The organism is Streptomyces sp. NPDC101490, assembly GCF_044767145.1.
Taxonomy (GTDB): Bacteria; Actinomycetota; Actinomycetes; order Streptomycetales; family Streptomycetaceae; genus Streptomyces.
Genome location: NZ_JBIWNI010000002.1, coordinates 581108 through 596621, shown reverse-complemented (window position 1 = coordinate 596621; position 15514 = coordinate 581108). Strand labels below are relative to the sequence as shown.

At 72.1% G+C, this 15514-nt stretch carries 13 protein-coding genes; 2 read left to right on the top strand and 11 right to left on the bottom strand.

Features of this window, described 5'->3' with window-relative positions:
• Window positions 1-24: 24 nt before the first annotated feature.
• From ACIRQY_RS06550 to ACIRQY_RS06540, 3 genes are read right to left on the bottom strand one after another with little or no spacing between them, the layout of a single operon-like run.
• On the bottom strand, window positions 25-855 hold the full coding sequence (locus ACIRQY_RS06550; RefSeq protein WP_403922676.1) for a carbohydrate ABC transporter permease: 831 nt from the start codon (window positions 853-855) through the stop codon (window positions 25-27).
• On the bottom strand, window positions 852-1805 hold the full coding sequence (locus ACIRQY_RS06545; RefSeq protein ID WP_403922675.1) for a carbohydrate ABC transporter permease: 954 nt from the start codon (window positions 1803-1805) through the stop codon (window positions 852-854). Before ACIRQY_RS06545 ends, ACIRQY_RS06550 begins: the two co-directional genes overlap by 4 nt.
• Window positions 1802-3133, bottom strand: a complete 1332-nt coding sequence (locus ACIRQY_RS06540) for an ABC transporter substrate-binding protein (RefSeq protein WP_403922674.1) — start codon at window positions 3131-3133, stop codon at window positions 1802-1804. Before ACIRQY_RS06540 ends, ACIRQY_RS06545 begins: the two co-directional genes overlap by 4 nt.
• Before the next feature lie 209 nt (window positions 3134-3342).
• Between ACIRQY_RS06540 and ACIRQY_RS06535 the strand changes: the two genes are divergently transcribed.
• Window positions 3343-4539, top strand: a complete 1197-nt coding sequence (locus ACIRQY_RS06535; RefSeq protein ID WP_403922673.1) for an ROK family protein — start codon at window positions 3343-3345, stop codon at window positions 4537-4539.
• A 204-nt stretch (window positions 4540-4743) separates the two neighbouring features.
• Here the strand turns inward: ACIRQY_RS06535 and ACIRQY_RS06530 are convergent, their stop codons facing one another.
• The 3 genes from ACIRQY_RS06530 to ACIRQY_RS06520 form a co-directional block, all read right to left on the bottom strand.
• A complete protein-coding gene (locus ACIRQY_RS06530; RefSeq protein WP_403922672.1) occupies window positions 4744-5049 on the bottom strand; it encodes a DUF397 domain-containing protein in 306 nt (101 codons plus the stop codon).
• Between the two features lie 83 nt (window positions 5050-5132).
• Complete coding sequence (locus tag ACIRQY_RS06525; RefSeq protein WP_403922671.1) at window positions 5133-5378, bottom strand: DUF397 domain-containing protein; 246 nt, start codon at window positions 5376-5378, stop codon at window positions 5133-5135.
• A complete protein-coding gene (locus tag ACIRQY_RS06520) occupies window positions 5375-6238 on the bottom strand; it encodes a helix-turn-helix domain-containing protein (RefSeq protein ID WP_403922670.1) in 864 nt (287 codons plus the stop codon). Before ACIRQY_RS06520 ends, ACIRQY_RS06525 begins: the two co-directional genes overlap by 4 nt.
• A 91-nt stretch (window positions 6239-6329) precedes the next feature.
• Between ACIRQY_RS06520 and ACIRQY_RS06515 the strand changes: the two genes are divergently transcribed.
• Window positions 6330-6731, top strand: coding sequence for an ATP-binding protein (locus ACIRQY_RS06515; protein ID WP_403922669.1), 402 nt, complete (start codon window positions 6330-6332; stop codon window positions 6729-6731).
• A 94-nt stretch (window positions 6732-6825) separates the two neighbouring features.
• Here the strand turns inward: ACIRQY_RS06515 and ACIRQY_RS06510 are convergent, their stop codons facing one another.
• The 5 genes from ACIRQY_RS06510 to ACIRQY_RS06490 form a co-directional block, all read right to left on the bottom strand.
• Window positions 6826-9111, bottom strand: a complete 2286-nt coding sequence (locus ACIRQY_RS06510) for an FG-GAP-like repeat-containing protein (RefSeq protein ID WP_403922668.1) — start codon at window positions 9109-9111, stop codon at window positions 6826-6828.
• Window positions 9112-9334: 223 nt separating this feature from the next.
• Window positions 9335-11605 (bottom strand): FG-GAP repeat domain-containing protein, encoded by a 2271-nt coding sequence (locus ACIRQY_RS06505; RefSeq protein WP_403922667.1) that lies wholly within the window; start codon window positions 11603-11605, stop codon window positions 9335-9337.
• Window positions 11606-11817: 212 nt separating this feature from the next.
• Complete coding sequence (locus ACIRQY_RS06500; protein ID WP_403922666.1) at window positions 11818-14070, bottom strand: FG-GAP repeat domain-containing protein; 2253 nt, start codon at window positions 14068-14070, stop codon at window positions 11818-11820.
• Between the two features lie 341 nt (window positions 14071-14411).
• Complete coding sequence (locus ACIRQY_RS06495) at window positions 14412-14927, bottom strand: DUF664 domain-containing protein (protein ID WP_403922665.1); 516 nt, start codon at window positions 14925-14927, stop codon at window positions 14412-14414.
• A gap of 80 nt (window positions 14928-15007) precedes the next feature.
• Window positions 15008-15406, bottom strand: a complete 399-nt coding sequence (locus ACIRQY_RS06490) for a DUF1992 domain-containing protein (RefSeq protein ID WP_403922664.1) — start codon at window positions 15404-15406, stop codon at window positions 15008-15010.
• Window positions 15407-15514: the final 108 nt, after the last annotated feature.

Genomic DNA, 15514 nt, shown 5'->3' with positions numbered 1-15514 from the left:
GGTGGAGGGGCGCGCGGGGGCGGATCAGCCCTTGACGGCGCCGGAGAGCATCCCGGAGATGAAGTGCCGCTGGAAGAAGAGGTAGACGGCGACGACGGGGCCGATGACGATCAGGGTGGCCGCGGAGAGCAGCGGCACGTCGATGTTGTGGGCGCCGACGAAGAAGCCGAGTCCGGCGGGAGCGGTGCGGCCCGCGGGGTTCTGGATGAGGATCAGGGCCAGCAGGAACTGGTTCCAGGCCCACAGGAAGTACAGCAGGCCGAGGGTGATCAGGGCGGGCCGTGAGCAGGGCAGGAGGACGCGCCACAGCACGGTCCAGGAGTTCGCTCCGTCGACGGCGGCGGCCTCGGTCATCTCCTTGGGGAGGGCGAGGAACTGCTCGCGCATCCAGAAGGCCCCGAAGGGCATGAACAGCCCGGTCAGCGCCAGGATCAGCGCGAGCGGGGTGTCGGTGAGGCCGACGGCCCGCAGGTCGTAGTAGAGGGGGACGACGGCCGCCTCGTACGGCAGGGCCAGGCCCAGCATGAGGAAGGCGAAGAGGACGGTGCGGCCCCGGAAGGCCATGGTGGCGAAGGCGTAGCCGGCGAGCGAGGCGCAGAGGAGGGCGAGCGGGACGACCCCGAGTCCGATGACGGCGCTGTTGCGCAGCAGCTGTCCGAATCCGGCGTCGGACCACGCGCGGGTGAAGCTCTGGAACGTGGGGTGGTCGGGCCAGCCGAGTCCGGCGACGATCGTGCCGGGCGGGTTCAGCGCGGCGAGGGCGATGCCGGTGAAGGGGACGAGGACGGCCACGCAGAACACGGCCATCACGGCTCGCCCGGCCAGTCCCTCGAAGCGGGGGCGTGCGGCGCTCATGACCTCTCCCGGGTGATCCGGCTGATGCCGAGGACGACCAGGGCGATCAGGGCGCTGAGGACGACGGCGAGCGCGCAGGCGGCGCCGACCTCGCCGTTGGTGAAGGCCAGCCGGTAGATGAGGACGCCGGGCACCATGGTGCTGTCGCCGGGGCCTCCGGCGGTCGTCACGTACACGACGTCGAAGCTGGCGAGCGCGGCGATGACGGTGATGGTGAGGGCGACGCCGATCTCGGCCCGCAGGCCGGGCAGGGTGACGGCGAAGAACTCACGTACGGGTCCGGCTCCGTCGATGCGGGCGGCCTCGTAGAGGCTGGTGTCGATCTTCTGGATGCCGGCCTGGAACACGATGAGGCAGAGTCCGAGCATCACCCAGGTGCCGACCAGCCCGACGGCGACGTAGGACCAGGTGAAGTCGCCGAGCCAGGCTCGGGTCACGGAGCCGAGCCCGAGGAGCCGCAGGGTCTGGTTGACGATGCCGTCCGTGGCGTACATCCACTTCCAGGTGATGCCGACCGCGACGAGCGGAACGACCTGCGGGAGGAAGAGGATCGTGCGGCTGATGGGGTGGCGGCGTCCGCCCCGGCCGCCGATGACGGCGGCGAGGAGCAGACCGATCATGATCGGGAGCAGTGAGTAGAACCCGATGAACCCGAAGGCGTGGAGGAGGGAGGAGCGCAGGGCCGGGTCGGTGAGGACCGTGGCGTAGTTGCTCAGGCCCGCCCAGGTGCCGGGGGTGACGCCGTCCCAGGTGAAGAAGGACAGCCACATCGTGTGCAGCCAGGGCAGGGCGACGAACGCGGTGTAGAGCGTGACCGCGGGAGCCAGGTAGAGGTAGGCGGTTCTGCGGTTCCGGGACCGGCGCACTCCGGTGCGAAGGCTTCGGCCGGGGATCGTCCGCCGGGGCGCGGCGCGGAGGGACCTGCTGCGCGCGGTGACGGTGCCGGTCACTTGTGGCCCTTGGCCCAGTCGTCCTGGAGCGCTTTGAGATACGTCTCGGGGGTGATCTTGCCCGCGATGAGCTGCTGGCTGGTTGAGGTGAGCGTGTCGTTCATGGTGGGGGTGCTGTTGGCGAAGAAGTTCACCAGGCCGTTGTCGTCGTTGACGGCCTTCCAGCCCTTGGCGACGTCGTTCATGACATCGCCGGCCGGGGCCTTGACCTTGTCGGCGTGAGCGACCGGCAGGAAGCCGGTGGCGAACTGGATCTTCGCCGCCTCGGGGGTGTTCATGAAGTCCAGGAACGCGGCGGCGACGTCGGGGTGCTCGGCCTTGGCCGGGATGGCGTACGCGACGGAGGTACCGATGCCGGTAGCCCTCCCGCCCACGCCGGGGAAGGGGAAGAAACCGGCCTTGCCCGGCATGGCCTTCTCGATGACCTGGGCGTCCCAGCTGCCGTCGAAGAGGAAGAGGCCCTTGCCCTTGGTGAACTCGGCGACGGAGGCGGGGAGGTCGTTGCCGTTGGCGCCGGGGGGTAGGTATCCGGCCTTGGCCCAGGAGGCGAGGGTGCGGGCGCCGTCCCAGCCACCGCGGGACAGGACGGAGGAGCCGGGCTTGCCGTGGACCCATGCGCTGGTGTAGCCGGCGCCCTCCGAGGAGTCGATGACCGACTGGACGATGAAGGAGGAGTGCCCCTGGAGGTTGCCGAGTTGTATGGGCAGTTGTCCGGCGGCCTTGGCCTTGGCTAGGGCGGCTTCGAACTCCAAGCGGTCGGTGGGGGCCTTGATGCCGAGCTTCGCCGCGAGCGGCTTGTCGTAGTAGACGCCGACGACGGAGAAGCCGGCGGGTGCGGCCCACTGGTGGCCGACGCCGATCTCCTGGCCGTTGTCGCGGGCCCGCCACTGGTCGAGCTGGGTAGAGGGGTAGGTGGTCTTCCAGTCGTACGCGTCGACGTAGGGGTCGAGGTTCCGCAGGAGTCCGGCCTTGACTGTCGTGCCGAGCTTGTTGAGCAGGGCAAGGTCGGGGGCGCTGTCGGAGGACAGCTTGAGGTTGAGGCTCTTGTCGTAGTCCTCGGGGGCCGTGTACTGGAAGTCGATGTTCACCTGCGGATGGGCGGCTTCGAACGCCTTGGCGAGGGCCTTGGTCGTCCCCGCGTTCTCGGAGCTGACGACGGTGAGGGTGACCTTGTCCGTGGGGATCTTCGTGGAGACCGGGACGTCGGACGCTGCCTTCGTCTGTCCGCCGGGCGTCAGTCCGGAGCAAGCCGTAAGGCCGGTGGCGGCAGCGACGGCCAGGGCGCAGGCGGCCGTCGTTCGGGTACGGCGAAGGGATCTTGCGGACACGGGGGGCTCCTCAAAAGGGTGGGGCACAAGACTCGGCCCACACGTCATCGAGCGTACGCAACGAGTTACATCGAGATGTTGCGTAATTGAATGTAGGGAGCCGCGTCGGGGTGGTCAAGGGTTATGGAATACCTTTACGTAACCGCTCGCCGTAAGATGGTCACGCATCGGGCCGCAGGGGGCGGCCGGGCGACCGGAAGAGAGGTCCCGTGAACGGCACCGCACTCACAGGCGGCGATCCGACCCTGCTCCGCCGGCTCAACACGGAGGCTGTCCTGCGCGTGCTGCGGACGCCGCATCCGATGACCCTCACCCAGATCGGCAAAGCGGCCGGACTCTCACGGCAGACCGTCGACGTCGTGATCGACGAACTGGCCGAAGGCGGCTGGATCGAAGAGGTAGCGCCCGAGAAGACCGTCGGACGCCCCGCCCGCCGCTACCGCTTCCGCGCCGAGGGGCGCCACGTCCTCGGCATCGACATCGGTGTCACCGGGGCCTCCTACGCCCTGGCCGACCTGGACGGCACCGTCCTCGCCTCCTCGCGCGTGGAGACCCCGGCCGACGGCACGGCCGGTGACCGCCTCGAAGCCGTACGGCTCGGCGGCGCCTCCTTACTGGCCGACCGGCCCGACGTCCGGCTCGGCGGCCTCGCGCTCGGGGTCCCCGCCATCGTCGACGCGCATGGACTGATCCGGCTGTCCACCCCGCTCCCGGAATGGAACGGCCTCGACCTGGCCGCCGAGGCGAGCACCTGGTTCGACTGCCCGGCCCACGTCGAGAACGACGCCAACCTCGCCGCCCTCGCCGAGCACTGGCGCGGAGCCGCCCGCGACTCCACCGACTTCATCCAGCTCATCGCCGGGCGCCGCTCGGGCGCCGGCATGATGCTCGGCGGCCGACTCCACCGCGGACGTGGCGGCGCGGCGGGTGAGATCGGCGCCCTCGACGTCCTGGGCTGGGAGAGCGAGGCGATCGACGCCATCAGGAACGCCCCCGATCCCGCGGCGCTCCTCGCCGACGCACGGACGGGGGACAAGGCGGCGGCGGGCCGCGTCGACCGCTACGCCCGGGTCGTGGCCCAGGGCCTCGCCGCGATGATCCTCACGGTCAATCCCGACCTCGTCGTCATCGGCGGAGGGCTGTCCCGGGCGGGCGAGGCGGTCACCGGCCCGATCCGGACCCACCTCGACCGGATCTGCCTCGATCCGCCCGAGGTCGTCGCCTCGGAACTCGGCACCGAGGCGGTCTCCCTCGGGGCCGTGCGGCTGGCCCTGGAGCACCTCAACGCCCGCCTGTTCGGCAGCCACAGCACATCATCCGGAGGGCTGCTGCCCTCCCCGGTGCCTCCCGGTGCAGCCGGGACCGGAGCTCTCGGCCCACGCCCCTGCGCCGAAGTCCCGCGGTGAAACGGCCGGACCCGGCACACGAGCCGCGCGCCGGGTCCGGCCGGAGGGGGTGGTGGAACGGCGGACGGGGGCGCAGGACGTCGACGACCTCCCAAAGGTCGAACACAATGCCGTTGGCTTGGGGACGGTTTGGTGGTTCAACGGACACCAGGGGTGGACGTGCCGTGTCAGCTGATGGTGCATGCCGGGGCGGCGCCGGTCCGGTCACACGGCCGTCGCCGCGCCGATGAAGGCGGTCCAGGTGGTGGGCGAGACGGCGAGCTGGGGCCCCTCGGGGTTCTTGGAGTCCCTGATGTGGATGGTGGTGGGGTGCGCGGCGACCTCGACGCATTCGCCGCCTTCGGAGTCGCTGTGACTGGACTTCTGCCAGTCGTACGCGACCTCTACGCAGTTCCCGCCTTCGGAGCTGCTGTAGCTCGACTTGCGCCATGCGTAGGCGACTTCGATGCATTCGCCGCCCGAGCCACCGCTGTAGCTGCTCTTGAACCAGGACAGTTCCGTGGTGCTCATGGGCTCTCCCCGCGTCTCGGAGTGTCCGCGACCTGAGCGTGCGGTCCGGTACGGCGCCACCCGTCGGGGCGGCGCCGATCCGGTCATACCGTCGTGGCCACGCCCACAAACGTCGCCCAGGACGCGGGCGAGACGGCGAGCTGGGGACCCTCGGGGTTCTTGGAGTCCCGGACGTGGATGGTGGTGGGGTGCGCGGCGACCTCGACGCACTCGCCGCCTTCGGGGCCGCTGTAGCTGGACTTGCGCCAGTCGTAGGCGACCTCGATGCAGTTCCCGCCCTCGCCGCCGCTATAGCTGCTCTTGAACCAGGCCAGATCTGCGGTGCTCATAGCTCTCCCAGCATCTTCTCGATGAACTCCAGGGACTCGCGGGGCGTGAGTGCCTGTGCCCGGATGATCCCATAGCGCTCGCCATACGTCCGCACCTCTTCTGGGTCCGTAATCAGCCTGGCGTGTCCATAGCTCTCGATGTACGCAACTTCGCGCCGCCCTTTGGGCGTGAGCAGAGTAAAAGCGCCTTCCAGCCCAGGGTGCTCCTCGCGATCGGCTGGCATGATCTGAAAGTGCACGGTGCGCAGTTCGGCCACCTTGGCGATGCGGCGAAGTTGCTCCTTGAAGGTAGCGGAGCCGCCCAGTGGGCGACGTAACACCGCCTCCTCGACGACGAAGCTCATTGTTGGGGCGGGCCACTTCTCGAAGATGGTCTGGCGCGCGAGTCGGTCTGCCAACCTCTTTCCGATCATCTCCTCGTCGTAGAGCGGGCGGCGGTAGCGGAAGACTGCTTCCGCGTACGGAGGTGTCTGCAGCAGGCCCGGCACTGCTTGCACCTCGTAGTAGTGCAGTGCCACTGCCTCTGCCTCCGCCTTGGCGAAGTCCCGGAACCAGTCGGGATGTCGGACCCGTGCCCTAGCGAGCGCGCCTCGCAGGTCGTCGACGGCGGCTACGAGGATGCCGCCTGCTCCGAGGAGCGGGTCGGCCAGGATGAGGAAGTCTGGCTGGGGAATCCGTACACCCCGCTCGATCGCGGAGATCAGGTCCTCACTGCAATGAGTGATTGAGGCCAGTTCGGCCTGGCTTAGACCCGCGTTCTTGCGGAGCACTTTGATGATCTTGCCGAGCGCACAGAAGAGATGCGCCGTACCGTCCACTTGAGAGGGCCGTTCCAGCCCCTCCGCTGAGTTCCCCGACATCCGTACCGCCCTTTTGGCGCACTCGTACAGTTAGCCAACGTCGTCGCGTTGTTGCTGGTCAGAGTAGGGCGGGAGCTCCAGTCTCAGGGGCATGAATTCCGAAACATCCACCCCAATCGGTGAGTTCACGCTACGGCTCTCCGGAACACGCCGGGGCGCGCGCCTGGCGCGCTTGTTCGCGGTGCACCAGCTGGACGACTGGGGCGTGCGGGGGCAGGCCGCCGAGGCCGTCGCGCTCGTCGTCGCGGAGCTGGCGAGCAACGCGGCCCGGCACGGCAAGGTCGCGGGCCGGGACTTCGAGGTGCGGATGTGGCACCACGGGGACCACGTACGCGTGGAGGTGTCCGACGCGCGGGGCGAGCGCCGCCCCCTCCCGTCGACGGAGCAGGGCGAGGGCGGTTACGGGCTGCTGCTCGTCGGCGCCCTGAGCACCGCGTGGGGCACCAGGGACCGGGCGGTCGGCAAGACCGTGTGGGCGGTCGTCCCGCTGTGAGGCCGGAGGACGGGCGGGCCCCCACGGTCGGGCGGACCCGGCCGTGGGGGCCTCGGTGGAGCGGGACCGGTCCGTGGACCGGCCGGTCAGCGGGTCAGGAGAGCGCGCCGTCCGGGTGCGGGCCTTCGACGCGCCCGGTGCGGGAGCCGAACGGCGTCTTCCAAGCGCCCGTGCCCGGGTACACGTACACGTCGTGGGTGGCCGGTTCCCAGAGCGAGCTGGTGTGGGCCACCAGGTCGTTGCGGCCGTCGCCGTTCACGTCACCGGGGGAGAGGAGGCCCGTGAACCGCTCCCAGCCGCCGCCGATCCGGCTGCGGGGGGCGAAGGTGCCGTCACCCTTGCCGAGGTACAGCCAGAGCACACCGGCGGTGTCCCGGGCGACGAGGTCGCCGTGGGCGGCCCCGCCGAGGTCGCCGGTGGCGGTGATCTGGTTGAAGATGCCCCAGCCGCCTCCGACGAGCTTGCGGGTGGCGAAGGGGGCGGCGGTGTTGCCGGTGGCGGGGTAGAGCCACAGCTTGCCCGTCGTGTCGGTGGCGACGAGGTCCGGGCGTCCGTCACCGGTCAGGTCGCTGCCCGCCGTCAGCTTGTCGTAGATCTGCCAGCCGCCGCCGATCCGCGTCCGGGAGGCGAACCCGGCCCCGTTGCCCTGGTGCAGCCAGAGGACGCCCGCCTTGTCCCGGGACACGACGTCCCCCGCGGCCGTACCGCCGAGGTCACCGGTGACGGCGACCCGGTCGTAGGAGCTCCAGTCGCCTTCCACGGCGGACCTGTTGCCGAGGAGGTTCCCCCGGTCGGCGCCCGCCCGGTAGAGGTCGTACGAGCCGAGCTTGCCGTTCCGGCCGAGGGAGAGCAGGTCCGGGACGCCGTTGTCGTTGAAGTCGCGCGGCTTCGCCGTACGGGCCAGGGTGAAGGTGCCGGTCCGGGTGACGTCGGGGCCGATGCCGTTGATGGGCTTGACCGTCATGGCCCAGGAGTAGGCGCCGTTGTACGCCGGGATCCCGTTCGAGAGCATCCCGTTCCAGGTGAACGAGATCTGGCGCGGCTTCTGGGTCCGGTCGAAGGTGAACGCTCCCCCGGTCCCGGACGCGAGGTGGGTCACCGTCATGGTGCCCGTCACCCGGTCCCGGCTGAGCGTCAGGTCCGCGCTCAGACGGCCGCCCGTGCTGTCGAGGTCGACCACTCCCGAGGGCGGCAGGTTCTCCTCCTCCACGGTGAGGACGGTGGGCCGGGCGGGGGTCGTCAGGAGCGTGGCGACCGGGCGGCCGTCGGCGCCGGGCGCGACCCGGTACAGACCCTCGCCGTGCTCCAGGGAACCGCCGAGGACCAGGAGGCTGCCGTCCGGCTCGACGGTGTGCGACACCACGTGGTCCAGGACCTTGAACGACGGGCCGCCGTGCACCGAGCGGACCGCCAGCGGGTAGAGGGCGTCCGGCGACAGGGCGAATCCGCCGCCGGTCCGGCCGTACGCCACCCAGTCCCCGAGCAGCCTGACGAAGGTGTTGGTCGCGTTGTGCCTGCCCTCCAGCGCCGTCCGGCTGTCCGTGCCACTGCCGCCGCGCGCGCCGAAGGCCAGCGTGAGGGGCTGGCCCTCGGTGCTCTCGATCCACGCCACATGGGTCCGGGACAGCGCCGTGTAGGTGGCGTGCGAGCCCGCCGAGACGGGGTACGACCGGGTGATCTCGCCGGACGCCAGGTCCACCTCGCCGATCCACCGGGTGACCACATCGTCCACGGTGGTGCTGTAGTGGACCGTGAGGTCGTCGGGGCCACTGCTGAAGTTGAGCGTGTGCGGCGCGCCCAGCTGGAGGGGGACCGGACGGTCGACGACCTTGCCCTGCTCCAGGGAGATCAGGTGGTACTGCCTGCCGCCGGGCAGCGTCTCCGACATGAGGAGCCGGCCGCCGATCACCCGGGTCAGGGTGAGGGGCCGCTCGGCCGTGTTGACGGCCGAGGTGTCGATCACCACGGGGTCCTTGGCGCCGCTCATGTCGGTGAGCGTGACCACGGCCCCTTCCTGCGAGGCCACCGTGTCGGTGCCCTGGTCGGCCCAGCGCTTGCCCTCGGGCAGCGCGGTGGTGACGCCGTCCGAGAAGCGGGTCCAGCGGTAGACGGGCCGGCTGGTGGAGGTGTAGCTCAGCACGCCCGTACGGCCCGCGCCCGCGAAGTAGGTGTGGGGCGGGAGCGTCAGCGGAATCCGCTCGGACGCGGCCGGTGCGGCCGGTGCGGCCGACGCGGTCGCCGCGGCCGTGGGGACGGCGGCGAAGGACGGGGCGGCGGTGCCCACGGAGACGGCGGTGACGGCGGTGACGGCCAGGACGGCGGTCACGGCCGCGCCCAGCCGGGTTCCGGCGGTACGGGTGGTGCGGGTGGTGCGGGTCAAGAGGTGTTCCTCCCCAGAGTGCGGGCAGGGCGTGCGGCGCCCTGCCCGCACTGACTCACGAGCGGGCCGAAAGGTTGTACGACAAATCGGCTTACCTCGGGGCAGGCGCGACCAACCGGCCGACGGACGCGAAACGGCCCGGGGAGGGCCGGGCGGAGCCCGGGCCGGAAGCGGGATTGCCGGGCCGGAACGGATCGTCCGGCCGTGACGGACCGCCGCCCGGTCAGAACAGGATCGTCCGACCGGTTCCGAGCTGCTCGGGGCTGTAGACCTCGCGCCGGGAGCTGAACGGCGCCCGCCAGTTCCCGGTGCCCACGTAGTACGAGAGGGTCTCGAAGGCGCCGCCCGCCTGCCCCTGGGCGACCAGGTCCGGACGCCCGTCCCGGTTCACGTCGCCGACGCCCACCAGGTCCGAGTGGCGGTCCCAGCCCGAACCGATCCGGGTGCGCGCGGCGAACGTGCCGTTCCCCTTCCCGAGGTACAGCCAGAGCACCCCGGCGCGGTCCCGGGCGACGAGGTCCCCGGCACGCCCCCCGGCGAGGTCGCCCACGGCGGAGATCTCGTTGTACGCGCCCCAGCCGCCGCCGACCTTCTTCCGGGCCCCGAAGGGCGCCGAGCCCTTGCCGGTGCCCGGGTACAGCCACAGCACGCCCGCGCGGTCGGCGGCGAGGAGGTCCGCCCGGCCGTCGCCGTTCACATCGCCGCTGCCGCCGACCAGTTCGTCGTACACCTGCCAGCCGCCGCCGACCTTCGTCCGGGTGCCGAGGCCCTGGCCCTTCCCCGGGTGCAGCCACAGGACACCGCTCCGGTCCCGGGCGACCACGTCCGCGTGCGGCGAACCGCCCAGGTCGCCGGGGGCCGCGAACCGGTCGTAGACGGTCCAGCCGGTGCCGATGACCGATGCCTTGCGGGCGTGCCCGAACCGCGCCTCGTACAGGGTCTGCCGGGCGTCGTAGGAGATCAGCCGACCCGCCTCGTCCCGGACCAGCAGGTCCGGCACACCGCTGTCGGAGAAGTCGTGCGGGGCGTTGCCGCTCGCCACCCGGAAGGTCCCGGTCCGCACCGCGTCCGGCCCGATGCCGTTCAGCGGACGGGAGGTCACCGTCCAGGTGTAGGCGCCGTTCGTGGCGGACGAGTGGTCGTCGAACATGCCGGTCCACTCCATCGCGAAGCGGTTCGCCCGGTCCGTCCGGCCGAGCCCGGAGGTCCAGCGCTTCCCGGACGCCGTGTGCGTCAGGACGAGACGGGACTCCGAGGCCCGGTCCACCGTCCAGCCGAACACCGGCTCCTCGCCCCGCGCGAGGTTCACGGACGTCGGCGGGGTGAAGGACGGATGGCCGCCGGCCCCCAGCGCCAGGGTCTCCCCGGTGCGCGCGACGAGCGTCGCGGCCGGAGTGCCGTCCGGGCCGGGGGCGATCCGGTAGACGCCCTCGCCCCGGTCGACCGTCCCGCCCTGGACCAGCAGCGTCCCGTCCGCCTCGGCCCGCACGGACGTCGTCCGGTCCAGCAGCCTGACGGACCCGTCACCCGTCAGGGAGCGCGCGGTCAGGGCGAAGGCCGGATCGGGGCGGAGCGCCGTGGCCCCGCCGGACCGACCGTACACCGCCCAGTCGTCCAGCAGGGCGAGGGAGACCGAGTCCCGCGTCAGCGGGAGGGCCACGCGCACGGTCCCGTCGCCGTCCCAGCGGCCCGCCACCAGGTCCACGGCGCCGGACGCCGACCGCTCCGACCACACCACCCGGGTGGCGGACGCACTGATGTCCGACAGGGCCCGCCACTTCATCCCGCCCTCGGACATCTCGTCGTCGAGCGCCCGGTCGACGCGCTTGTGCCGGACGACCGCCGCGGACGCCACGTCCACGAGCGTCACCCGCTTCGCCTTCACGCCGTCCACCGTCCCGGTGACGAGCAGGGTCACCGTCCCGGCGCGCTCCTGGCCGTTCCGGTGGATCACCGCGTCCCCGGGCAGTCCGGTCACCACGCGGTCCACGACCGTGCCCGAGGGCTTCCCGACCAGGTGCAGCCCGGTGCCGCCCCCGGGCCCGGGCACCTCCATCACGAGGGTCGAGCCCGTCAGCCCCGCGAACCGGGCGGACGCGCCCAGGAACGCCGTGTCGATCACCACCGGGTCGCCGCCGGAGGCCATGTCGTACAGCGTGTGGACGCTCCCCGCGATCCGCACGACGACGTCACCGCCCTCGGCACCCCGGTACTCCCCGGCGGGCAGCACGGTCGTGACGCCGTCCGCGTGCCGCGTCCAGCGGAACACCCCGTCCGACACCGTCCGGGTCAGGAACCCCGACGGGCCGTTGCCCCAGAGCCGGGCACCCGAGGGCAGCGCAACGGCGTTCCGCTGCTGCCCGGCGACCGGAGGAGCGGCCGGGGGCGCCGCCGGGGCCGCCGCCGCCGGGGCCGCCAGGACACCGGAGGTGACGGCGGCGACAGCGGCGACGGCGGCGACGAGACGCCGCCCGGGGAGGTGCGGGTGGTTCACAGCGGGTCCTTCCGGAGGCACGGGCACGGCGGACGACCGCCATGCCCCTCACTGACCCACCAGCCACCCGAAAGGTTGTACGAAACTGGCCGGAAGTTACTGGCCGGGAACGCTCCCTTCCCGTGCTGCGGGGTCGTCCTTCCCGTCCTGCGGGGTCGTCCCCGGGACGGGAAGGGGCAGCCGCGTGACCTGCGGGCCCGCGGGCCCGTCCGTCAGAAGACGGTGTCGAACCGGGCCGCGTCCGAGTTCACCGAGGAGTAGGCGGGCGGCTGGAACGGGGCGGCGGCGTTGCCGGTGCCCGCGTAGAGGCGCGAGCCGGAGGGGCCGACGGCGTACAGGTCGTTGCGCCCGTCCCGGTCGGCGTCACCGACCCCCACGAGGTGGGTGAAGGCCCCCCAGCCGGCGCCGATCCGCACCCGGGCGGCGAACTGGCCGGTGCCGGAACCCTGGAACAGCCAGAGCACACCGGCGGTGTCCCGGGCCACCAGATCGCCCCGGGGCGTACCGGCGACGTCACCGAGCGCGGTGATCTGGTTGTACCCGCCCCACCCGGCGCCGACCCGGACGCGGCCCGCGAGCGGGGCCCGCCAGTCGCCGGTGGCGCGGTAGTACCAGAGGACACCGGAGGTGTCGGTGGCGAGGACGTCGGACCGGCCGTCCCCGTTGAGGTCGCTGCCGCCGGTGATCTTGTCGTACGCCTTCCAGCCCGCCCCGATCCTCGTCCGGGCCGCGAAGGTGCCGTCGCCCTTGCCGAGGAAGCTCCAGAGCACACCGGCGGAGTCCCGGGCGACCAGGTCCGCCGCCGTACCGCCCGCGAGGTCCCCGACGGCCTCCAGCCGGTCGTAGATCCCCCACCCGGTGCCGACCTGGACCCGTCCGGCGGAGTACACCTCGGACGAACTGGCCGCCTTCACCGTGTCGTCGCGGAAGAGCCGCCCCGAGGAGTCGCGCGCCAGCAGGTCCGGGCTGCCGTTGCCGGTGTAGTCGTGCGCGCCGGTCTTCCGCGCGACCTTGAAGGTCCCGGTGCGCGTGAGGTCCGGCCCGATGCCGTTGAGCGGTGCGGCCTTCAGCTCCCAGGTGTAGTCACCGGCGGGCGCGAAGCCGCCCACGTCACCGGTGTTCGCGCTGACCAGACCGTCCCAGTCGAAGGTGAGCCTGCTCGCCGCGCCGAGCTGGTGGTACGAGAAGGGCCGCACCGCCTTCCGGCCGGTCGCCGTGTGGCGCAGGGTCACCGTGCCGGAGGCGTTGGGCCGGGTCAGGTCCCAGGTGAAGGTGGTCCGGCCGCCGTTCGCGTCGAGGTCGGCCACGGCCGGGACCCCGGCGGAGACCAGGTCGAGCCGGGTCGGCGTGCCGGTGCGGGCGACGAGCTCGGCGCTCGGACCGCCGGCGCCGAGGGCGATCCGGTAGACGCCCTCGCCCTCCCGCACCGAGCCGCCGCGCACGAGGAGCGAACCGTCGGGAGCCGGGGCGGTCGAGTCGACGTGGTCGAGGAGCGACCTCATCCGGGGGTCACCGAGCGAGCGGAAGGACAGCGGGTGGAACACCGACGAACGGTCGGAGGTGCCACCGCCCTTCTGCGTGAACGCCGCCCAGCCGCCCAGCAGCGCCAGTTCGAGCTGGGTGCCCGCGGGGGAGGTCCCGAGCGACACCGAGGACGGCGACCCGCCGCCGCCGCGCGGGACCGTGACGACCTGGGGCTCGGTCCCGGTCGGATTGGCGATCCAGGAGATCTCGGTGGCCGAGAGGAACACCCCGTTCCTGGGCTGGGTGGTGCCGGTGGACACCGTCTCGGCGACCGCGCCCGTGGCCAGGTCCACGACCGCGAGGAAGTACGCGGTCTCCGAGCCGGTGCCCCGCGCGTACTGGAGGAGCGCGGCGTCCGTGGTGGTCGCCGCGACCCGCTGGAGCCGCGCGTCGGCGGGCAGGGCCACGTCACGGGTGGTGGGCGAGGTGGACCCGCCGGAAGGAGCGCTCATCAGGAGCACGTCCAGGACGTCGTTGTGGTCGCGGTACGACATGACCAGCGTCTTCCCGGCCACCCCCGCGAGGCCGTACCGGCTGTCGCCGTAGGTCAGGGTCACCGGGGCGGAACCCGGGACGGACATGTCGTGGAGGGCGTAGCGGCTCTGGGTCTCCTTGCGCTCGACTACGACGTCGGAGCGCCCGCCGAAGTACGCGGCCCGGGGCCCCAGGACCCGGGAGGTCCCGTCCAGGTAGCTCGTCCACCGGTACTCCGGCGCGTCACCGACGGTCCGGTAGCTCAGGAAGCCCGTCGTGCCCGCGCTGACGAGATGGATGTCGTTCGGGACGGTGATGGCGGCGGCGGGGGACTGCGCCGCGCCGAGGGGGGCGTCGACCGGCGCCGCACCGGCGGGCGCGACCAGGAGGCCCGCGCCGAGGGTGACGGCGAGGACGGTGGTGACGGAGGCGCCGAGAAGGCGTCGGGTGGTGCGTGCTGTGGACAAGGTCTTCCCCCATGAGAATCCGAACGGCGTCGCACATGTGTGCGCCACTCGGTGAGACCTTCGGGCCGGTCGGGTGGTTGTAGGCCGATGGCCGAAAAGATCACCTGAATCGCCCCACGAGCCTCATGGGCAAAGGAAGTTGACGCGCCTCAGGGCGGGTCGGGCGCCCCCGGGCATGGGCGGCCCCCGGACGTGGTCAAGCGCCTCCCCGGGCAGGAGCAGGCCCCCGGGCAGGTTCAGGCGCCCCACCGGACGGGGCGAGCGCCTCCCCGGACGGGGTCAGGCGACCCCGAACGTGGTCAAGCGCCCCCGGACAGGGGCAAGCGCCTCCCCGGACGGGGTCAGGCGTCGCCCCGGCGTGCAAGGACGCCCCGGACGTACCCCGCCTGGCCCGCGTGCTGGAGGGTGTCCGCGATCACCGACACCAGCCGCACCCCGAGGGTCACCGGCGGATCCCAGGCCGTGTCCACGACCCGTTCCAGATCCGCGTTCGTCACCGTGCCCACCAGCTCCGCCGTCCGCGCGTGCACCGCGTCCTGGTAGCCGAGCAGCAGCTCTCCCGGCACCCGCACCGACCCCGCCTGGGCGCTCGTCTGCCCGTAACCGGTCGCTCCCACGGGGAACGGCAGCCCGAACCGCTCCCGCCAGCCGTCCGCGCCCCACAGCTGCTCCGTACCGAACGCCCCCGCCAGATGATCGTCCTGCACCCGGGTGAGGTGCCAGACGAGCCAGGCGATCGAGTTGGCGTCCGGATCGACCCGCGCGGCGAGCACGTCCTCACCGAGGCCCTCCACGGCCTCGTGGACGGCCTCGCGCACCCGGCCGAACGCATCGACCAGCAGACCGGCGCTGTTCATGGGGACTCCCTGGGGTCGGAGGGAACGCCCGGCGGCCCGGCGGGGCGCGTACGGGGACGGGCGGCGGCGCGCCGCTGGGCTCAGGACCGCCCCGCCCGCCACCGCTGGATCTCCGCCTCGACGTCGAACGGCTTCAGGTTCAGCGGAGGACCGGCCGGAGGCCGCAGCAGGGCCTCCGCGATCCGGGTGTTGATCTCCCCGAGGATGCGGCGCACCTGGCTCTCCGAGACGGCCGAGGCCACCTCCTCCCGCGCGTCCTCGGCGGCCTTGCGCAGGGCCAGCGCGGGCGGCAGCACGGACGCGCCCTCCCGGTGCATCTTGCCCTTGATCCACCACAGTGCGTCGTACGGCGCCGAGTCGTCGGGAAGGGGCTTCCCGAAACCGGGCAGGGCCCGGAACTCACCGCGCTCCGAGGCCTCGCGGATCTGCTTGTCCACGAACGACTCGAAGCTGACACCGGGCGGTTTGCGTTCGGTCATGTGACCAGAGTACGGAGGCACCCCTCCCACGCGCCAGGAAAAGGGCAGGAGCCCCGCTCCGTGCCCTTGCGGACACGGAGCGGGGCTCCTTGGGTACTGCTCTAGTCG

Coding starts and splice junctions, on each gene's coding strand:
- ACIRQY_RS06550 (WP_403922676.1), bottom strand. CDS start 855: ATGAGCGCCGCACGCCCCCGCTTCGAGGGACTGGCCGGGCGAGCCGTG.
- ACIRQY_RS06490 (WP_403922664.1), bottom strand. CDS start 15,406: ATGACCGAACGCAAACCGCCCGGTGTCAGCTTCGAGTCGTTCGTGGAC.
- ACIRQY_RS06515 (WP_403922669.1), top strand. CDS start 6,330: ATGAATTCCGAAACATCCACCCCAATCGGTGAGTTCACGCTACGGCTC.
- ACIRQY_RS06495 (WP_403922665.1), bottom strand. CDS start 14,927: ATGAACAGCGCCGGTCTGCTGGTCGATGCGTTCGGCCGGGTGCGCGAG.
- ACIRQY_RS06530 (WP_403922672.1), bottom strand. CDS start 5,049: ATGAGCACCACGGAACTGTCCTGGTTCAAGAGCAGCTACAGCGGTGGC.
- ACIRQY_RS06520 (WP_403922670.1), bottom strand. CDS start 6,238: ATGTCGGGGAACTCAGCGGAGGGGCTGGAACGGCCCTCTCAAGTGGAC.
- ACIRQY_RS06525 (WP_403922671.1), bottom strand. CDS start 5,378: ATGAGCACCGCAGATCTGGCCTGGTTCAAGAGCAGCTATAGCGGCGGC.